Annotated in this window: 18 protein-coding genes; 9 read left to right on the top strand and 9 right to left on the bottom strand. The window is 74.1% G+C overall.

The window, feature by feature from the left end; translation table 11 throughout:
- The first annotated feature begins 126 nt into the window (after positions 1-126).
- Positions 127-2,412 carry a SpoIIE family protein phosphatase gene (locus ACIP9H_RS33130; RefSeq protein WP_401962514.1) on the top strand — a complete coding sequence of 762 codons (2,286 nt, stop codon included), beginning with the start codon at positions 127-129 and terminating at the stop codon, positions 2,410-2,412.
- Positions 2,413-2,473: 61 nt separating this feature from the next.
- Complete coding sequence (locus ACIP9H_RS33125) at positions 2,474-3,631, top strand: methyltransferase (protein ID WP_401962511.1); 1,158 nt, start codon at positions 2,474-2,476, stop codon at positions 3,629-3,631.
- 22 nt (positions 3,632-3,653) lie between these two features.
- Here ACIP9H_RS33125 and ACIP9H_RS33120 read toward each other — a convergent pair whose 3' ends face one another.
- Positions 3,654-4,148, bottom strand: coding sequence for a hypothetical protein (locus ACIP9H_RS33120; protein WP_401583465.1), 495 nt, complete (start codon positions 4,146-4,148; stop codon positions 3,654-3,656).
- Between the two features lie 447 nt (positions 4,149-4,595).
- On the opposite strand from ACIP9H_RS33120, the gene ACIP9H_RS33115 reads away from it, so the two are divergent.
- The 6 genes from ACIP9H_RS33115 to ACIP9H_RS33090 all read left to right on the top strand — a co-directional run bounded on the left by ACIP9H_RS33115 (position 4,596) and on the right by ACIP9H_RS33090 (position 9,572).
- Positions 4,596-4,970, top strand: coding sequence for a hypothetical protein (locus ACIP9H_RS33115; RefSeq protein WP_401583466.1), 375 nt, complete (start codon positions 4,596-4,598; stop codon positions 4,968-4,970).
- Between the two features lie 196 nt (positions 4,971-5,166).
- Positions 5,167-5,547 carry an ArsR/SmtB family transcription factor gene (locus ACIP9H_RS33110; RefSeq protein WP_401583467.1) on the top strand — a complete coding sequence of 127 codons (381 nt, stop codon included), beginning with the start codon at positions 5,167-5,169 and terminating at the stop codon, positions 5,545-5,547.
- A 211-nt stretch (positions 5,548-5,758) separates the two neighbouring features.
- A complete protein-coding gene (locus tag ACIP9H_RS33105) occupies positions 5,759-6,919 on the top strand; it encodes an acyl-CoA dehydrogenase family protein (protein WP_401583469.1) in 1,161 nt (386 codons plus the stop codon).
- Positions 6,916-7,770, top strand: a complete 855-nt coding sequence (locus ACIP9H_RS33100; protein ID WP_401583470.1) for a phosphate/phosphite/phosphonate ABC transporter substrate-binding protein — start codon at positions 6,916-6,918, stop codon at positions 7,768-7,770. The genes ACIP9H_RS33105 and ACIP9H_RS33100 overlap by 4 nt, the downstream gene beginning before the upstream one ends.
- The gene (locus ACIP9H_RS33095; protein WP_401962507.1) at positions 7,767-8,984 is read left to right on the top strand and encodes a ferritin-like domain-containing protein; all 1,218 of its coding nucleotides are present in this window, start codon (positions 7,767-7,769) and stop codon (positions 8,982-8,984) included. The genes ACIP9H_RS33100 and ACIP9H_RS33095 overlap by 4 nt, the downstream gene beginning before the upstream one ends.
- Before the next feature lie 165 nt (positions 8,985-9,149).
- Positions 9,150-9,572, top strand: a complete 423-nt coding sequence (locus ACIP9H_RS33090; RefSeq protein WP_401583474.1) for a hypothetical protein — start codon at positions 9,150-9,152, stop codon at positions 9,570-9,572.
- 10 nt (positions 9,573-9,582) lie between these two features.
- Here ACIP9H_RS33090 and ACIP9H_RS33085 read toward each other — a convergent pair whose 3' ends face one another.
- From ACIP9H_RS33085 to ACIP9H_RS33075, 3 genes are all read right to left on the bottom strand, one after another.
- Positions 9,583-9,954 (bottom strand): ClpX C4-type zinc finger protein, encoded by a 372-nt coding sequence (locus tag ACIP9H_RS33085; protein WP_401583475.1) that lies wholly within the window; start codon positions 9,952-9,954, stop codon positions 9,583-9,585.
- 298 nt (positions 9,955-10,252) lie between these two features.
- Positions 10,253-10,825, bottom strand: coding sequence for a TetR/AcrR family transcriptional regulator (locus tag ACIP9H_RS33080; protein ID WP_401583477.1), 573 nt, complete (start codon positions 10,823-10,825; stop codon positions 10,253-10,255).
- A 192-nt stretch (positions 10,826-11,017) separates the two neighbouring features.
- The gene (locus ACIP9H_RS33075) at positions 11,018-11,986 is read right to left on the bottom strand and encodes an SDR family NAD(P)-dependent oxidoreductase (RefSeq protein WP_401583479.1); all 969 of its coding nucleotides are present in this window, start codon (positions 11,984-11,986) and stop codon (positions 11,018-11,020) included.
- Positions 11,987-12,448: 462 nt separating this feature from the next.
- Here ACIP9H_RS33075 and ACIP9H_RS33070 point away from each other — a divergent pair, with 462 nt between their 5' ends.
- Complete coding sequence (locus ACIP9H_RS33070) at positions 12,449-14,185, top strand: MFS transporter (RefSeq protein WP_401583480.1); 1,737 nt, start codon at positions 12,449-12,451, stop codon at positions 14,183-14,185.
- Positions 14,186-14,711: 526 nt separating this feature from the next.
- Here ACIP9H_RS33070 and ACIP9H_RS33065 read toward each other — a convergent pair.
- From ACIP9H_RS33065 to ACIP9H_RS33045, 5 genes are all read right to left on the bottom strand, one after another.
- Positions 14,712-15,311 carry a TetR/AcrR family transcriptional regulator gene (locus tag ACIP9H_RS33065; RefSeq protein ID WP_401962502.1) on the bottom strand — a complete coding sequence of 200 codons (600 nt, stop codon included), beginning with the start codon at positions 15,309-15,311 and terminating at the stop codon, positions 14,712-14,714.
- Positions 15,308-15,991 carry a hemerythrin domain-containing protein gene (locus ACIP9H_RS33060; RefSeq protein WP_401962499.1) on the bottom strand — a complete coding sequence of 228 codons (684 nt, stop codon included), beginning with the start codon at positions 15,989-15,991 and terminating at the stop codon, positions 15,308-15,310. The genes ACIP9H_RS33065 and ACIP9H_RS33060 overlap by 4 nt, the downstream gene beginning before the upstream one ends.
- A gap of 95 nt (positions 15,992-16,086) precedes the next feature.
- On the bottom strand, positions 16,087-16,512 hold the full coding sequence (locus ACIP9H_RS33055; RefSeq protein WP_401583486.1) for an OsmC family peroxiredoxin: 426 nt from the start codon (positions 16,510-16,512) through the stop codon (positions 16,087-16,089).
- Positions 16,513-16,717: 205 nt separating this feature from the next.
- Positions 16,718-17,995, bottom strand: a complete 1,278-nt coding sequence (locus ACIP9H_RS33050) for a VWA-like domain-containing protein (protein ID WP_401583488.1) — start codon at positions 17,993-17,995, stop codon at positions 16,718-16,720.
- A complete protein-coding gene (locus ACIP9H_RS33045) occupies positions 17,992-19,254 on the bottom strand; it encodes an AAA family ATPase (protein ID WP_401962495.1) in 1,263 nt (420 codons plus the stop codon). Before ACIP9H_RS33045 ends, ACIP9H_RS33050 begins: the two co-directional genes overlap by 4 nt.
- Positions 19,255-19,315: the final 61 nt, after the last annotated feature.

Genomic DNA, 19,315 nt, shown 5'->3' with positions numbered 1-19,315 from the left:
CTCTCCCGCCGCACCTCGCGGCACCCGTCCCTGGTGGGCGGGGCTGCGCCGATCGGTGGGACGGCCGGGCGGGCGGGCCTGCCGCCGGGAGGGGCTGGGCAGGCATGGGGGCGGAGGTGCTGTCGCATGCCCAGCGGTGACATGCTCGCGCTCGTCGATGAGAGCGGCCGGGTGGTCGAGTGGGGTCCCGCGGCCGAGGAACTGCTCGGCCGGTCGCCCGCGGAGGCCGTCGGACAGTCCGTGACCGCGCTCATGGGCGCTGCCCCCGGGCCGGGCGCCGGCGGACTGCCCGGAGTGCTGGTCAAGCCGGTGCAGCGCGGCACGTCCCTGCTCTGGCAGGTGCTCTCGGCGGGCGATGCCGCGCCGGGGCCGGACGCGGCGGTCCTCCAGGCCCTGTTCGCCCACGCGCCGGTGGCGCTGTACGTCCTCGACGACCGGCTGCGCGTGGTGCGGATGAGCGCCGCCGGCCGCGGGCCGCGGGCCGTGCCCGCCGGACACCGCGTGGGCGGGCCCTTCACCGCGGTGTGCGCGTTCGAGGACCCGGAGGCGGAGGCCGACGTGGCGCGAGCCGTCCTCGACAGCGGGGAGCCCGTGGTGGACCGGCTCGTCCGGAGTGTGCGGACGCCGCAGGAGGCCAGGGACCGCATCCGCTCCTTCTCGTACTTCCGCCTCGAGGACGCCCGCGGCGGTGTGCTCGGTCTGGTGGCGTCGGCCGTGGATGTCACGGAGCGCGAGAAGGCGCTGCACCGGCTGGCGTTCCTGGACAGGGTCCGGGCCCGGGTGGGGCACCGGCTGAACGTCGCCACGGTGTGCCAGGAAGTGGTGGAGGTGGTGGTGCCCGCCTTCGCGAGCGTCGCCGTCGTCGAGGTGGTGGACGACGTCGTCCGCGGAGAGGAACCCCCCGCCGCCCCCGCCCGCCCGGACATTCCGCTGCGCCGGGCGGCCTTCAAGGGGATCGTCTCCGGTCACCCGGTCGGAGACGTGCGCTCCCTGCCGTCCGGCACGCCGTTCTCCCACGTCCTGGCCGACATGAGGCCGCGCCTGGTGCGGATCGACGAGGACAGCCGGTGGCTGGACGTCGACCCGGACCGGGGCGATGCCATCAGGCGGTCGCTCACCCGTTCCTTGATCGTCGCGCCGCTGGAGCTGCGCGGCCAGGTGCTCGGCGTGGTCAGCTTCTACCGCCAGCTGCACGAGGACCCCTTCGAGGAGGACGACGTCCAGGTCGCGGCGGCGGTCTGCGCGCACGCCGCGCTGTGCATGAACAACGCCCGCCAGTACATGCGCGAGTGGATCATCGCGTCGACCGTCCAGCACCGGCTGCTCCCCCAGCGGTCCACCGCGCCGGACACCCTGGAGGTCACCGGCCTGCACCTGCGCAATCCGGAGAACGCGGGTGCGTGGTTCGACGTGATCCCGCTGTCTGGCGCGCGGACCGCGCTGATCGTCGGGAACGTCGCGGGGCAGGGCATGACGGCGGCGATCGTCGTGGGACTGCTGCGCACGGCCGTCCACACGCTGGCCGCCCTGGACCTGGAGCCCGACGAGTTGCTGGCCCGCCTGAGCGACACCGCGACCCGTCTGGCCGCCGCGTACGCCGCCCTGCCCCCGTTCGACCCCGGCCCGCCCGGTCCCCTGACCGCCGGCTGCCTCATCGCGGTGCACGACCCGGTGGCCCTCACCTGCACCGTCGCCCGCGCCGGCCTGCCGGAACCCGTCGCGGTCCTTCCCGACGGCACGACGCCGGGCGGTTCCGTCCCGCCGGGCCCCTCGCTCACCGGACCGGGCAGGGCCCCCTTCCCGGCGACCACGCTCAGCCTCCCCGAAGGCACCACGCTGGCCCTGGCGACGGCCTCACTCGCGGACCAGGTGCTGGCGCCGGCCGGCCCACTGCGTCCGCTCCTGGACGGCGCCCACACAACCACGCTGCCCGCCTTGCACGACGCCATCGCGTCGGCAGCCAGGGACGACAACGACGCCGCCGAGACGGTGATGCTGCTCGCCCGCACCAAGGCCCTGCCCGCCGGACGCGTGCTGACCCTGCCCCTGCCCGCGAACGCCGAGGCCGCGCCCGTCGCCCGCGCGGCGACGCTGCGGCAGTTGGAGGCGTGGGGCGTGGACGAGGAGACCGCGTTCACCACCGAACTCGTCGTCAGCGAGTTCGTCGGCAACGCGGTCCGCCACGGCGCTCCGCCGCTGCGCCTGCGCCTGATCCTGGACCGGATGCTGACCTGCGAGGTCAGCGACGGCGCGCCCAGCTCACCGCGGGTGAAACACGCCCGCACCGTCGACGAGACGGGCCGCGGGCTGTTCATCGTCGCGAGCCTCGCCGAGCAGTGGGGCACCCGCCACCACGCGCACGGGAAGACCGTCTGGGCGGAGCTGCCGGTGCCGGCCGCCCCGGCGCCCTGACGGGCGGTCCCGGGGCCCGCCGGACAGCGCAGGTGCGCGCAGCCCGTACGCTGAGGGGGCGATGAACGTCTTCAGCACGCCGTGGGGCGCCCTCGAACTGACACGCTTCCCTGCGGACCCGCGGGAGTCGCTGCGCGCATGGGACGCCGCGGACGACTACCTGCTGCGGCACCTGGCGGAGACCGGAACCGACCTGACGGGCGAGGTCGCGGTGCTCGGCGACCGCTGGGGAGCGCTGGCCACGGCGCTGGCCGCGCACCGCCCCACGCAGATCGCCGACTCCCACCTCGGCCAGCAGGCCACCCTGGCGAACCTGCGGCGCAACGTTCCGCAGGCCGAGGCCGGCGTACGGATGCTGACGACGCGGGACGAGCCGCCCGCACGCATCGACGTCCTGCTGGTCAGGGTGCCCAAGAGCCTCGCCCTGCTGGAGGACCAGCTGCACCGGCTGGCGCCCGCGCTGCACGCCGGGACCGTCGTCGTCGGCACGGGGATGGTCACCGAGATCCACACCTCGACGCTGAAGCTCTTCGAGCGGATCGTCGGGCCGACGCGCACCTCGCTGGCCGTCCGCAAGGCCCGGCTGATCCTCAGCACGCCCGACCCCGCGGCGCGGCCCGGGGCGAACCCCTGGCCGCTGCGGTACGCGCTGCCCGACGACATCGGAGTGCTGTCGGGCCGCACGGTCACCAATCACGCGGGCGTCTTCTGCGCCGACCACCTCGACATCGGCACCCGGTTCCTGCTCCGGCACCTGCCCTCACGGCAGGGCCCCGACAGCGTGGTCGACCTGGGCTGCGGCAACGGCGTCGTCGGGACCGCGGTGGCGCTCGCCAACCCGGCCGCCGACGTGCTGTTCGCCGACGAGTCGCACCAGGCCGTGGCCTCCGCCGAGGCCACGTTCCGCGACAACCTGGGCCCCGCGGCCAAGGCCCGGTTCCTCGTCGGTGACGCCGCGGACGTCCTGACGGCGGTCCCGCCCGGCGGGGCCGACCTGGTGCTCAACAACCCGCCGTTCCACTCCCACCAGTCGGTCACCGACACGACCGCCCGCCGCATGTTCCACACCGCCAGGGAGGTGCTGCGTCCCGGCGGCGAGCTGCTGGTCGTCGGCAACCGGCACCTGGGCTACCACGTGCGCCTGCGGCGCCTGTTCGGCGACTGCGACGTCGTGGCGTCCGACCCCAAGTTCGTGGTCCTGCGGGCCGTCAGGCGCTGAGGGCCCCCGCCGCCCCGGCCGCTCACCCGAAGGCGGCCTCGTCGAAGGAGCAGCCGCCGCGGTCCGCGGCCGGCAGGGCGTAACGGGACGTCAGCCGGGGCGCGTGGCGGAAGTACTGCCGGAAGCCGGACGCCCGGAACCTCAAGTCGAAGGCGTGGCCCTCGACATGCCAGTGCGGCAGGTCCTGCCGGCCGTCCTCGGGGGCCAGCCGGTGCAGGGCGTCGATCTCCAGCTCCGGCGACCGGCCCCGGAACCCGAGCCCCCCTTCGAGATCCTGGACGTCCTCGAAGACCAGCGTCGCCGGGGACACCCAGAAGGTGAAGTGCTTCTCCGGGGGCAGCGGCTGGACCCATCGGACGATGTAGTCCAGGTCGAGCAGGAGACGCGGGGAGTCCGCGTCGGTCCGCTGCACGTGGAGGCCGTGCACGGTGGCGTAGTGCCACCACATGTCCTCGAAGTCCGCGTCGCTCCACACCCTCTTCGAGAGACCTGATTCCTGGTGATCATCTGCGCTCATGGCTGCATCCAACCAAATCTTCGCCCGGCAGCGGCAACGAGGGGACGGTGTGACAGACCGGGGTACGGGGCGGGTTGGCCGGACTGCCGCGGGTGGACCGGTGGACGACGGCACCGGTCGCGGCCCCGGAATCGGGGAGCAGGGCGGGCGGAGCCCGGTGTGCACGCTCGCCGCGAGGGTCTCGTCGCTCGCGGCCGGGCGGGCGCGGGACCCCCTCGCCGAGGCGGCCGGAGAATCCCCGGACGGCCCAACGCGGGCGGCAGGACGGGGGACGCGCTCGTGCCCGGCGGCTGAAGGGCGGCGCCGCATCCTACAGGGGGCCGTACGCGGCCCTGGCGGGGATCGCAGTTCCCCGCTCCACCCCGCACACGTTCCGTAGCCTCCCCGTCACAAGCGCCCGGCGGTCCGCCTGCCGGGGCACGAGCAGCGAGAGCAGGAGAAGTGACGATGGCGAACATCGAGACCTCCCTCAAGGAGACGATGACCTCGATCGAGGGCAGCGTGGGGGCAGCCCTGGTCGATTACACCAGCGGCATGGCGCTGGGCACGATCGGCGGCGGGAAGGACCTCGACCTGAACGTCGCCGCCGCGGGCAACACCGATGTGATCCGCGCCGAGACCCGCATCATGAAGGAACTCGGCATCAAGGAGGAGATCGAGGACATCCTGATCACCCTGGGCACCCAGTACCACCTGATCCGGCCGCTGAAGAACCGGAGCGGCAAGGGACTGTTCCTCTACCTCGTCCTCAGCAGTGCCAACGCCAACCTCGCGATGGCCCGCCACCAACTCAGGCGCATCGAGGCCGAACTGGAGATGTAGCGACACGACTGCCACCCGGGATCCGCATGCCCGTGAATTGAAGAATCTTTCAATTGGGCACATCCTCATCCTGAGAAGCCCGCAAATCCATCGGTGTGCGGGTCCCGGGGGCGGAAGGATTGGACAGCAGCATCGCGTCGGCCGCCCCGGTGGCCGGCGCGGAACGGCGTCGAGTCCGGGCAGGAGCAATCACACGATGCAGGTACCGCTGTACCAGGCCAAGGCGGAGTTCTTCCGCATGCTCGGGCACCCCGTGCGCATCCGGGTCCTGGAGCTCCTGCAGGACGGCCCCAAGCCGGTGCGCGAACTGCTCAACGAGATCGAGATCGAGCCGTCCAACCTGTCCCAGCAACTGGGCGTGCTCCGGCGCTCGGGCATCGTGGTGTCGATCCGCGAGGGCTCCACCGTCAGCTACGCCCTCGCGGGAGGCGACGTGGCGGAGCTGCTGCGCGCCGCGCGCCGCATCCTCACCGAACTCCTGGCCGGACAGAGCGAACTGCTCGCCGAGTTGCGCCAGGCCGACACCGGGAGCGGCACCGACCACCCGGCCGAGCAAGCCGTCCACCGAGCGGGCTGAGCGCGACCGGAGCGGCGCTTCGTCGCACTCCGCGGGCGGTTCCGGGCGCGGCTTCCCGGTCGTCCACCGTCCGCCGCGCGGGCCGGAGTTCCCCGGAACCCGATCATCACTCTTCTGGAGGCGGCGGCGCGCGCTCCCACCGGTGGTGCGGACGGACTGCTTGGGTGGGGACCCGCCACCCGGCCTCCGTCACCCTCTCCCTGGGGAACACATGCTGCACACCACCGAGGCGACACCTCTCGCCACCGCGCCACCGGATGTCGACTCCGTTCTCCGCGACCGCGTACGGCCGTTCGCCGACGAGGTCGACCGCGCGGGCCGCTTCCCCCGCGAGAGCGTGCGCGCGCTCGCGGACGCCGGTGCCCTCGGCCTGCTCAGCTCTCCGGCGCTCGGCGGGGCCGGCGGCGACCTGCGGCAGGCGGCCTCGCTCGTCGAGCGGGTGGCGGGGACCTGCGGCTCCACGGCGATGGTCCTGCTCATGCACTACTCGGCCGTGTCCGTCATCGAACGCCACGGGCCGGACGACGTACGGCGGGCGATCGCCGAGGGCCGCCACCTGAGTACGCTCGCCTTCTCCGAGCGCGGGTCGCGCAGCCACTTCTGGGCACCCGCGGGCACCGCCGTCGCCGGAGAGCCGGGCACCGTGCGGCTGGACGCGGTGAAGTCGTGGGTCACCGCGGCGGGCGAGGCCGACAGCTATGTCTGGTCGAGCCGGCCGCTGCGGGCCGACGGCCCCATGACGCTGTGGCTCGTCCCGCGCGACCTCCCCGGGCTGTCCGTGCGGGGCGACTTCGACGGTTTTGGGCTGCGCGGCAACGCCTCCTGCCCGGTCACCGCCGAGGGCGTGTCCGTGCCTGCCGAGGCAGTGCTCGGGACCGACGGGCAGGGCCTGGCGACCGCGCTGGAACTGGCGCTCCCCTGCTTCCTCGTGCTCAGCGCCGCGTTCTCCCTCGGGGTCATGGAGACGCTGACGGACCTGACCGCCCGCCACCTGCGCACCGCTCGCCTGGAGCACCTGGGCGAGACGCTGGCGCAGCAGCCCGTCTCCCGCCGCCAGTACGCCCAGTTGCGCCTGCGCACCGACTCCGTGCGCACCTTCCTGGACGCCACTTTGGACGCGATGGCCGCCGGGAGCCCGGAGGCGACGGTGCGGGCGCTCCAAGTGAAGGCGCTGGCCGGCGAGGCCGCGGCCGAGGTGGCGGACGGCGCCATGCGCCTGTGCGGAGGATCGGCCTTCCGCCGGGACCTGGGTGTGGAGCGCCGGTTCCGGGACGCCCTGGCGGCACGCGTCATGGCGCCGACCACCGAGGCGCTGTACGACTTCTGCGGCCGGGCCGGGCTGGACCTGCCGCTGTTCGAGGAGGCCCAGTGACCGGCATCGTCCTGGGCGCCGTCGCGTACGACCCGAAGGTCGTCACGATCTGGTCCGGTTTCCGCTCCTGGCTGCGGGAGCACGGCCTCGACCTGGACTTCGTGCTCTACTCCCACTACGAGCGGCAGACCGAGGACCTCGTCGCCGGGCGCATCGACGCGGCGTGGCAGTCGCCGCTGGCCTGGCTGCGCTCCTGCCGCCTGGCGCGGGCGGCGGGCACGGACGTCAGGCCGCTCGTCATGCGCGACACCGACCGCGACCTCACCTCCGTGATCGTGGTGCGGTCGAACGGGCCGGTCGCCACGGTCGCCGACCTCAAGGGCGAGACCGTCGCCGTCGGCGCGATCGACTCCCCGCAGGCGACGCTGCTGCCGCTGCGTCATCTGAGGGACGCCGGCCTCGTTCCGGGGGCCGACTTCCGCGTCCGGCGCCACGACACCGGCGTCGGCCTGCACGGGGACCACATCGGGGGCGAGCGCGAGGCGGCCAGGGCGGTCCTCGCCGGTGAGGTCGCGGCGGCCTGCATGAGCGACGCCTCCCACCTCACCTTCGGCCTGGAAGGCGCCCTGCCCGCCGGTACCACGCGCGTGCTGGCGCGTACCGCCCCCTTCGACCACTGCGTGCTCGCCGCCGGGCCCTCGCTCGGCGCGGAGCGCGGCGAACGCCTGTCGGCGCTGCTGGAGTCGATGTCCTACGCGGACCCCGACGTGCGTCACCTGCTCGACCTGGAGGGGCTCAGGCAGTGGCTCCCGGGACGGGACACCGGCTTCGGCGACCTGGCGACCGCCGTCGACGAGGCGGGCTTCTACGACGCCGAGGGCGCCGTCACGATCGCCGGCTACCGGCCGTGACCGCGGGCGAGGAGCCCTCCGGCCCCGTACTGGACCTGGCGGGCACCGGTTTCGACGAGGGCGCCCACCTCCTGCTGCGCCGCTCGCTGAGCCAGGTCGCGGCCGGGAGCCGGGTCTCGGTCGCCGGCATGGGTCCCGCGCTCCTCGCCCCCCTCACCGCCTGGTGCCGCCGCGAGGGCCACACCGTGACCCTCGCGGCGCCGCACGAGGCCCCGGTGCGCGCCCATGTGCACCGGGGTCACTCGGCCGTCGCCCGGTGGGAGGGCGCCGAACGTGCCGGGGGGCCGGACGCGCGGGAGGTCGCCGGGCAGCCGCCCCTGCACTGGGGCCTGGCCGCTCGCGGTGCCCTGGTGGAGGCCGGCGGACCCGAGGTGCCCTTCGCGGTCGCCGACCGTGACGTCGCCTGGACGGATCTCGCGCCGCGGCTCTACCGGCAGGCGGCGGCCGCGCAGTGGGACCCGCTGACCGCCGTCCCGTGGGACACCGTCTTCGCCCTGCCGGACGAGGTCGAAGCGGCCGTCGTACAGGTCATGACGTACCTGGTGGAGAACGAGCAGGCGGCGCTCATCGTGCCCGCACGCCTGCTCGTGCAGGTGCACCCGCACTTCCGCGAAGTGCTCCAGCTCCTGGCCGTGCAGGCCGCGGACGAGGCCCGGCACATCGAGGTGTTCACCCGCCGGGCGCTGCTCAAGGGCGGCAGCATGGGAACGTCCACGGTCGGCGGCCGGGCGTCGCTGACGACCCTGCTGAGCGAGCCGGACTTCTCGATCGCCTCCTTCCTGCTGTCGGTGCTGGGCGAGGGCAGCTTCCTCAATCTGCTGGCCTTCCTCGAACGGCACGGCCCCGACCCGGTCACCCGCCGGATCAGCCGGCTCGTCCGCCAGGACGAGGCCCGGCACGTGGCCTTCGGCCTGGGGCACCTGGAGCACCGGGCGGGCGTGGACCCGCGGCTGCGCGGCCGGCTGCGGGCCGCGGTGGAGCGGCGGCACGACGCGCTGGCGGGCTCCGCCGGCCTGAACCAGGACGTCTTCGACGCCCTCGTGCTCCTGGCGGCCGGTTCATGGGATCCGGCGGCCGTCGCCCGCGGCTGGCGGGCGGTGCAGCGCCTCCAGGCGGACATGGACGAGGCGCGGCGCCACCGGCTCTCCCGCCTGGGCTTCCCCGACGACGAGGCCACCGCCCTGTCGGCGCTGCACACGCGCAACTTCATGTGACGGCGACGGCGGCATGCGGCCGCCGGGGCCGCGCGCGGGCACGACGGGGCGGTGCGTCCTACGATGGTCGAAACGGCCCCTCGCGCCCGCCTGTCCCACTGTGCCGCCCCGGCGGTCACCAGGCAGCCGACGCCCAGGGGTTCGCCGGCCGAGGGAGGCAACTCCATGTCGCGCAAGCCCGTTTCGTGCTTCCTGCTCGCGCTCGCCGTCGCCCTCGTTCCGGCGGCCGCCGTGGCGCGTGCGGATGCGCCGATGCTCCTGGACGACCTGACCCGGCGGCCTTCGGTCATGCCGTCGACCTTCGAGGCGACGAACACGGTCGCGCTGGAGGGCCTGAGCTGGTCCCACTGGGGGTCCGCGACGGCCACCGGCCGGGGCACGCTGAGGATCAACACCTGTGAGCCCAACTGCGCGGAGGGCCGCGTCCGCGTCCTGCCGGGCTCCGACCTCCAGGTCCAGGGCGTACGGATCGACCAGGGCCGGCACTACTACCGGCAGTACCGGATCCTGAACGCGTCCTTCTCCCCGTCGGACCGCGCGCTCTACTCGCACTGGACCGACGCCTACACCCCCGGGGACTTCCGCTGAGGCCGGGGGATCATTCCTCTCCGGAGAACCGCTCCCACGCGGACTGGCGGGTGATCCCGAGAGTGCCCCCGATCCTGTGCCACGTGACGCCGCGCCGGCGCAGTTCCTGCACCCACGAGCGAAGGTCGGCCTCGGCCCGGTCGATGTGCCCCGCCACGCGCGGGATGTGACCGAGCATCTCCTCGTCCGTCATCGACTCCCAGATGGGCACGGCCGGACCCGAAGGGGTGCCGAGGCTCCCGTCGACGATCGAGGCGGACAGGGCCACGCACTCGTTGCAGATGTACACACCGGGCCCGGCGACCAGCTTGTCGATCTCGGCGGCCGACTTGCCGCAGAAGGAGCAGTGGGTGAGTTCCGGCAGGGTCTCGGACACGGTCATGACGCGCCTCCAGACTGTGGACGTGCGTGAACTCTAGGCCGTCAGGGTGCTCCTGACAAGATGTCAGACATGATGATCCGTCAAAGGGTGGGTGGGTCAGACAGGTTCGACTTCCCGTCCCCGCGGACAGCTGTCGCAGCCCGTTCTCCAGCAGCGCGAACGCGTGCTCCGCATCGGCGAGCGCACCCTCGTCACGCGCGTCGGCCGGCTCCCCGTGGGCCGTGCGCTCGGCATTGGCCTGTGCGAGCGCCCCGTGGACGGAGACGATCCGGACGGCGGCCAGTCGTGCGGGGCCCGGTCAGCCGGAGTGCGGCAGCAGCCGGTCGGTCATCGCGGCCACGGCGGCGACAACGGCGGCGCGGTGGCGGTCGCGCCGGGCGGCCTCGTCGTCCCCGGGCGGGTTCCTGATCCCGGGCGGCGTGAAGAGCCAGGACTGCGCGGCGGACAGGGCGATCATCAGCGCGTCCATGCCCGCTTCGAGGCCCGCGCCCCGTGCGTCGGCGACGGCCTGCGCCTTGGCCAGGTGGTTGTCGCGTTCCGCAGCCGACGCTTCCGGCCGCTCCAGCGCCTTCCACTGGGTCAGCCGGATCAGGCCGGGGTCGTCGGTGAAGGCGTCGAACAGCGCACCGGCGTACCCGGCGAGGTCGTCGGGGGTGAACGGGACGACGTCGGCCAGCACGCGCAACCGGGCTTCGAGCACGGCGTCGAAGAGTTCGTCCTTGGAACCGAAGTAGGCGTAGATCGCCTGCTTGTTGGCCGGTGCGGCCTTGGCGATCCGGTCCACCCGCGCACCGGCGAGACCGTGCGCGACGAATTCGCCGTATGCGGCCTCGATGAGGCGGGCGCGCGTAGCGGCAGAGTCGTAGACCATGGGGACAGCCTAAAATATCCGCGCCCGGACAAAGAGACGGGCCTTTCGCGCGGCGCGGGAATCCGGCTCCGGATCAGGTGCCGCCCCGACGGGCGGTCCTCCCCGGTGCGCGCGGCCGCGACCGAACTCCGCCGGCGCGGCGCCCGGTTCCTGAGGTGCCGGTCCGGGGCCGGGCGCCGCCCCGGTCGCGGCTCAGAAGCCCAGTTCCTTCGTGATGTCGCCCCACAGACGGTCGGCGGCGCTCTCGTCGGCCGCCCAAGCGGCGATGCCGCTCCTGCCCGGCGCGGGGTCGGGCTGAGGCGCGGCCACCTGGCAGTCCTCGAAGTAGCGGCCGGTGACGCCGTCCACGAGCGGCGAGGCGGCGAGCAGCACGGAGGTGGCGGCACCCTGCTGCGGCGTCTTCCAGCCCGGCGGCACCTGGAGCTTCCGGCCGGCCTCGTCGGTCGCGCCGACGAAGCGGAGCTGCTCGTCGCTGAGGTGGCGCTGGAGGTTGGTCATGATGCCGCCGGGGTGCAGCGCGTTGGCGGTGATGCCGTCGGCCGCCCAGCGTCGGGCCAGGGCGACGGTGAACAGGATGGCGGCGGACTTGGACTGCCCGTAGGCCGTCCACGCCTCGTAGGGGCGGCGGGTGAAGTGGATGTCGTCGAAGTCGACGGGGGCCATGAGGTGCGCGGAGGAGCTGACCGTGACCACGCGTGCGCCGCCCGCCGCGCGCAGGGCGTCGTACAGCCCCAGCGTGAGGGCGGCGTGGCCGAGGACGTTGACCGCGTACTGCCTCTCCCAGCCCTGCTCGGTGCGGCTGAGCTCGGGCAGCGCCATGATGCCGGCGTTGTTGACGAGGATGTGCAGCGGGCCGCTCCAGCTCTCGCCCACGGCCCGGGCGCCCGCGGGGTCGGCCAGGTCCACCTCGGCGACATGGACGTTCCGGCTGCCGGTCTCCTGCCGGACCCGGTCGGCGGCGTGTTCCCCGCTTTCGGGATCGCGTACGGCCAGGATCACCTCCGCCCCGGCCCCGGCGAGGGCCAGCGCGGTTTCCAGCCCGATACCGGACGCGCCGCCGGTGACGAGGGCGCGCCTGCCGGTCAGGTCCACGCCGTGGACGACCTCCGCGGCCGTCGAGTGGGCTCCGAAGGGAATGCGGGGGGACGACGCAGGGGACACGGGGACTCCAAGGGGTTGCGGTGAGCGCCGGACGAATTTAAATCCATCCGGTTGGTTGGAACCATAGCCCGCCGTGGTGCCAGAAAACAACCATCCGGTTGGATGCATGTCCGGCGGGCGCAGCCCGTCACCGGGGAGGCCGCGCCCCGCGCGCGGCCCCCAGGGGCCCGGGGCAGGCTGAGAACGCGCGGCGGCCGTGGTACGGAACCCGCCACAGCCCTCACGCCACAGGTCGGCCCCCGCCACGGCACGGTGGCGGGGGCCGACAGCGCGCCGGCCCCTGGCACGACGTCTCCGGCGGACCCCCGGCGGACCCCAGGACACCCCCAGGACACCGCCGGTCCGCCCGGGCGCATTTTCGTCCGGCGTGCCCGGAATAGTTGCCTCGACATACGGGTTTGCACGGGGTGGTGGTGTAACCACCGACGCCATGTCCTCTTCCCGGCCCGGAGGCCCCACTCAATGACCCACACGACGACCGACCAGCCCACGCGGAGAACCACCGCGGCCGTCGTCCCCGTTCTCGCCTTCGCAGGCATCGTTGTCGCGGTCATGCAGACGCTGCTCGTCCCCGTCATCAAGGACCTGCCGCAACTGCTGGACACCGCCCCGAGCAACGCCACCTGGGTCCTGACCTCGACCCTGCTCTCCGGTGCCGTGGCCACCCCGATCATGGGCCGCCTCGGCGACCTCTACGGCAAGCGCCGGCTGCTGATCACCAGCCTCGCGATCATGGTGGTCGGCGCCGTCATCAGCGCCGTCACCAGCGAGCTGCTCACGATGATCGTGGGCCGCACCCTGCAGGGCTTCGCCATGGGCGCGATCCCGCTCGGCATCGGCCTGATGCGCGACATGCTGCCGCGCGAGCGGCTCGGCTCCGCGATGGCCCTGATGAGTTCCTCGATCGGTGTCGGCGGCGGCCTCGCGCTGCCCGGCGCGGCCCTGATCGCGCAGCACAGCGACTGGCACGCCCTGTTCTACGCCGCCGCGGGCCTGGGTGTGATCGCGATCGCGCTCACCCTGGTCGCCGTGCCCGAGTCCCCGATGCGCGCGAAGGGCTCCTTCGACCTGCCCGGCGCGATCGGCCTGACCGCCGGCCTGGTGCTGCTCCTGCTGCCGATCACCAAGGGCAGCGACTGGGGCTGGTCCTCCGGCACCACGCTCGGCCTGTTCGGCGCGGCCGTCGTCATCCTGCTGCTGTGGGGCCTGATGGAGCTGCGGGTGAAGGCACCGCTGGTCGACCTGCGCACCACCGCGCGCCGCGAAGTGCTCCTCACCAACCTGGCCTCGATCATGGTCGGCGTCAGCTTCTACGTGGTCTCGCTGGTCCTCCCCCAGCTGCTCCAGCTGCCGGCCGCCACCGGCTACGGTCTCGGCCAGTCGATGGTCGTCGCGGGCCTGTGCGTCGCCCCGCTGGGCCTGACGATGATGCTGACGGCCCCCGTCTACGCCCGGCTCTCGGCCCGCTTCGGGCCGAAGGTCACCCTCATCATGGGCATGCTGATCATCGCGCTCGGCTACGGCGGCGGCCTCGGGCTGATGGACTCCGCCTGGCAGACCGTGATCACCGCGGTCGTCCTGGGTGCCGGCATCGGCCTGGCGTACTCGTCCCTGCCCGCACTGATCGTCGGCGCCGTCCCGGCCTCCGAGACGGGCGCCGCCAACGGGCTCAACACCCTGATGCGGTCGATCGGCACCTCGGTGTCGAGTGCCGTGATCGGCATGGTGCTCGCCAACACCGCGGACCACGTGAACGGCGTCGCCCTCCCGACCATGCACGGCTTCCGCGTGTCGTTCCTCATCGCCACCGCCGCGGTCGGCGTCGGCGTGCTCCTCGCCCTGGGCCTGCCGGGGCGGCGGGCGGCCACGCTCCAGCTGCGGGTCAGCAGCCAGGAGGAGGCCAACCTGGCGAACGCCGGTGCGGTCCTGCGGGGCTTCCGCGGCCGGGTGCTGGCCGCGGGCGGCGCGCCCGTCGCCCGCGCCAAGGTGACGCTCATCGACCGCCGCGGCCGCCAGGCGGGCGCGACGATATCGGGCGACGACGGCACGTACACCCTCACCGTCCCGGCCGAGGGCCACTACGTCCTCGCCGCGCGCGCCGTGGGGCACGGCCCGCTGGCCTCCTCGGCGACCCACCCGGGCCACGACCGGCTGGTCGACCTGGACCTGTCGCTGCCCGGCGAGACGGTCACCGCCTGATCCGAACCCGGACGTGAGGCGAAGGCGGCCGGTGTGCCACGGGGCACCCGGCCGCTCCGCACGGCCTGCGGGCCGCTTCATGGGGGCGCCGCGGGCCCGGCTTCATCGGCCGACTTCACCCTGCCGTCGCCCGCCGGAACGCCCCCGGCCGCCCCAGCGCCGTGAACCGGCCCGGCGCCGTGAACCGGCCCGGCGGCCTCGGCCCCAGGGCGGCGACTCTGCTGGGCCGCGACGTGGTCTTCGCCAAGACGCCCGGCAGCGCCCCGGACGGCCTCTTCGCCGCGGAGGCGGCGGGACTGCGACCGCCGGCCGCGCCGAGGTGCGGGCGGCCGACCGGCACACCCTGGTCCTGGAGTGGATCCACCCAGGCCGAGCGGCACCGCGGGCCCCGGCTGCATCGGCCGGCTCCCCTCGCCGCCGGCAGCGGGGCCGTGGAGCGGGTCCGCGCACGGCTGCCGCGGATCGCGGGCGCCCCGGAACCGCCCGCGCTGATTGTTCGCCGCGGACGGCGCGCCCGGCTTCGGCGTCACAGGGGGCGCAGCGCCGCCCGGGCCAGGCGGGTCAGGCAGCTGCGCATCCGGTCCTCGCCCACTTCTGCGAGCACGGCGGTCACCTGCGCGGCGGACAGATTGGCGAGCAGCGCGTGGGCCGCGGCCTCCGGATCGGCCGGGCCGTCGAGCAGGGTCACCAGGTGGCCGTGCCAGAAGCGGTACGGCTCCGCCCCGCGGCGCGTGCCCGTGCCCGCGGCCGCGGTCTCGCGCAGGCGCGCCACATCGAGGTGCCGCATCACGTGGTCGAGGTAGGCGTCGAGGAACGCGGTGAGGCGGTCGCCGGCCGGGGCCCCTGGCCCGAGCGGGGGCGGCCCGTGCGTGACGGCTTCGCGCAGGTCCCGCTCCCGTTCGGCCAGCAGGGCCGCGGCCAGTCCCGCCCTGTCGCCGAAGCGGCGGAAGACCGTGCCCTTGCCGACCCCCGCTGCCATCGCCACCTGGTCCATGGACACACCGTCCGCACCGTGTTCGGCGAACAGCCCGGCGGCCGCCTCGAGGATCGCGGCGCGGTTGCGCGCGGCGTCCGCCCGTTCCCTCAGGGGTCCGGTCGCGACCTGCGGGTCCGGGACCGTGCTCACCCGCCCACGCGGGGCGGGGTCGGCGTGCCGTGCACGCGCCTGGCGTGCGCGGCGTAGGCCCGGGGGCCGACGATCGGCATGATCATGCGGGCGACGAAGGGGGCGTGCGAGAGCGCCGCCTTGACGACCTCCGGCTCGCCCTCGTACGCCATCATGCCGAAGGCGAGCACCAGGTCCTTCTTCGGCGTCTTCTCCAGCCCGTGCTCCGCGAGGAGCATCCACTCGGCGGCGGTGATGTGCCGCTCCGCCAGGGGCAGGATCTCCTTCTCCTCCAGGGCCATGTGCTCCAGCAGCGCGCTGAGCAGCCGCTCGAAGGCGGCGGCGAGCTCGTCGCCGCCCCGAGCCGTGGAACGCCAGCCCGCGAGGAGTTCCGTGGCGTCGCCGAGTGCCTCGTCGATCCCGTGGTGCTGCTCCTCCATCGTGGGCACGATCGCCGCGGTCCCCTCGCCACCGCGCTCCAGGAGGCGCGGCCACAGGACCTCGTCCTCGCCCTCGTGGTGGAGGTGCAGGATCCGGCACACCGTGTCGGCGTGGGCCGCGACGACTTCGGCACGCCGCGTGTCGCCCGCCGGCACGTCCCGCACCAGCTGCGGGAGCAGCCGGAACTCGCGCCGCATCATGGTGTGGGCCATGTACATGTCCCGCACATCGGCCATGTTCCCGTTCGCTGCCTGGTCCACCGTCACCCGAACCTCGTTCTCACCTTGTGAATGCTTCGTTGCCGCCGGAAGGCGCGAGCCGCCTCCGGGGTCCTGTCCTCGATCGCGTCCGTGTGTCAGGCGAGCGTGGCCGACAGCGTGATCGTCGTGCCCGCGAGGGCCTGGCTCACGGGGCAGTTCTTCTCGGCGTCCTCGGCCGCGGCCACGAACGCGTCGTCGTCCATGCCGTCGACGCGGCCCTCGACGGTCAGGTGGACGCCCGTGATGCCCGTGCCCGGCACGAACGTCACGTCGGCGGAGGTCACCAGCCGGGTGGGGGGCGTCCCGGCGCCGGACAGACCGTGGGAGAGGGCCATCGAGAAGCGGCTGGAGTGCGCGGCGGTGATCAGCTCCTCGGGGCTGGTGCGGCCGTTGGCCTCGTTCGCGCGCGAGGGCCGGGGCACCGGCCGCGTGCCCCTGTCCGAGGAGTCGAGGGTGACGACTCCGCTGCCCTCCGGCAGGTCGCCGTCCCGGACGCTGTGAGCGCTCCGCACGGTTGCCACGACGCCCCTTCCGCATGCTGCCACGGCCCGGTGGCACGGCCCGGTAGGGGACCTGCCATGGGGCCACCGATCTTGTTCGCGGGACGATGCTGTCAGGACGGAGTCCCCTGGCCATCGGGAGGATTCCGCATTTTGTGCGGGCCGGCGGCAGCGGTACAGCCGCCGCGCGCCGGCCTGCATGGGGAGAAGTCCCGACCCCGCCGGGTCAACCGATCTCCACCACACGCGCCCAGTCCGGGGGCGCGTCGGGGACGTAGACGGATTCGCCGTCGTCGCCGTCGTCGTAGGACGGCACGGACGACGACCACCGGGTGAACAGGCCGACCACCGTGCGGCACGCCGGGCGCGCCCGCGGCCACGGCGTCTGACCGTCCGTCAGGACAACGACGACGTCCGGACGGGGCCGGGCCCGCAGCGCCGCGGCGAAGCCGGCCCGCAGGTCCGTACCCCCACCCCCCAGCAGCGGAATCCCTTCGGCACGGCACAGTTGGTGCGCGACGGGGGCCGACGCGTCGCACGGCACGACGGTGACCATGTCGCGGCGGCCCCCTACGGCCTGGCAGATGGCGGCGACTTCGAGGAGGGCACTGCCGAGTTCGGCGTCGCTGACCGAGGCGGAGGTGTCGATGACCACGGACACCCGCGGCGGTCTGCGCCGCAGGCTCGGCAGGACGACTCCGGGCACGCCGGCGGAGCGGCGGGACGGCCGGCCGTACGAGTAGTCCTCCCCCGCGCCGGAGCCGGAGGCCGCCGAGCGGACCGCGGCGCCCAGCAACTCCCGCCACGGCTGCGGAGCATGGAAGGCCTGCTCCGCCCAGCGCTCCCATTGCTCGGAAGCCGTCCCCGGCCGGCCCCTGATGCCCTGCGCCACGCGGAACCGCACCGCGTCCCGCTCCTGTTCGCTGAGGCCGTCCGCGCCCTCCGGTCCCAGGTCCCAGCCGCGGTCGAGGCCGTCGGCGCCGCTGCCGCAGTCCAGCCAGACCATGCCCTGGGTGTGCGGCCCGAGCCGGAACCGGCTCACGTACTCCTCCATCAGCTGGTCCTCGGGCAGTCCCAGCGTCCCGGGCACGACGGCGTCCGCGGGCCGCACCAGCCCGTCGCCGTACACGTCGTCGTTGATCTCGCAGTCGGCGGCGATGTTCATCCGCAACCGGTCGCCGGGGCCGGTCAGGCCGCGCTCCTTCGCCAGGCGGTCGCTGCGCCCGTGGTGGTCGCGCAGCAGGTGGGAGACCTCGTGCACCCAGACGCCGGCCAATTCCTCCACCGGTGTCCGGTCGACGAACGCGGGCGAGACATAGCACCGCCAGTGCCGGTCGACCGCCATCGTGGGCGTCCGCGGCGACTCCACCGTGCGCAGGGCGAACAGCGCCGTCGCCAGGTACGGGCGGGCACGGGCGGCGTGCAGCCGGGCGGCGAAGAGCTTGTCGCGGTCCAGCGCGCCGGGGGTGCCGGGCGCGGGAGCCGGCGCGTCGTACGCGGTCACCGGCCGGCCTTCGCGGCGGCCGCGACGCGGGCCGCGGCCCGGTCGGCCCGGCGGGACAGGGCCACCGTTCCGGCGAGCCGCTCGATGGAGGCCGGTACGTCCCAGTCCTGGCGGCGCAGTGTGGCGAGAGTGGTCGCGGGGACGACGACCAGGTCCGGCGCCCCGGTCTCCACCGCCCGCACCAGCAGCGCCCACGCCGCGTCCCAACGGGACTTGTCCGGTCTCGCGCGCACGGCCTGCACCACGCCGTCGAGCACGGCCTGCCGCAGATCCCCGCGTTCGGGCAGGACGGCGCCCGCGGGGTCGGCGAGCAGGTCCTCAGGGTCGGGGAGGTCCATCCGGTCCGTGCTGGCCAGCAGTTCCAGCCCCGGCCCGTCCCCCACCGTTCCTCTCACCAGCAGGGACAGCACGTCACGGGAGGAACCGGCCGCGGTGGCGAAGGCGATGAGGCGCAGGGTCATCTCCCAGCTGCGGGGCGAGGGCCAGGCGCCGCCGCGGCGCGTCTCGTTGGCGGGCAGCTGGTGCACGAGGGCGGGCCGGGCGGCCAGCAGTCCGCAGACCGCGCGGCGCGCGAAGGCCACCGCCTCCGGCAACCGCCGCGGGTCGAGCGTCGGCAGCGTGGCCCTCGGCCAGGTCCCGCCGAGGCCGCGCACGACGACCTCGTGGTCGTGGGTCCACTTGAGGTGCACGAACCGGTTGGCCAGCGGCGGGCTCAGCTCCCAGCCGTCCGCCGCCGAGGACCGCGGATTGGCGGCGGCCACGATCCGTACCCCGGGCGGGAGTCGGAGCGCGCCGATCCGCCGCTCCAGCACGAGGCGGAGCAGCGCCGCCTGGACGGCGGGCGGGGCGGTGGACAACTCGTCGAGGAACAGCAGGCCCCGGCCCGCCCGCACCAGCCGCACGGCCCAGTCCGGCGGGGCCATCGGGACGCCCTGCTCGGCCGGATCGTCCCCGACGACGGGCAGGCCGGAGAAGTCGGCCGGCTCGTGGACGCTGGCGATGACCGTGGTCAGGGGGAGGTCGAGGGCGGCGGCGAGTTGCGTCAGGGCCGCGCTCTTGCCGATGCCCGGTTCGCCCCAGAGCAGCACGGGCAGGTCGGCGGCCACCGCCAGGGTCAGGGCCTCCAGTTGCGGATCGGGGCGCGGTTCCGTGGTCGTGTCGCGCAACAGGCCCAGCAGGGCGCCGGCGACGTCGAGTCGGGAGGTGCGGTCGGGGTCGAGTGGCATTCCGGCCGTGGGCAGTGGGGCAGTTGTGGGCATGAGGCATCACCTGGGATTCGTGAGGGAGGAACGGCAGATGGACGGGAGGGACGCGGTTCGC

Source organism: Streptomyces sp. NPDC088732, assembly GCF_044751205.1.
Lineage (GTDB): Bacteria > Actinomycetota > Actinomycetes > Streptomycetales > Streptomycetaceae > Actinacidiphila.
The sequence above is the reverse complement of the archived record's forward strand: the minus strand, read 5'-3'. Positions and strand labels throughout refer to the sequence as shown.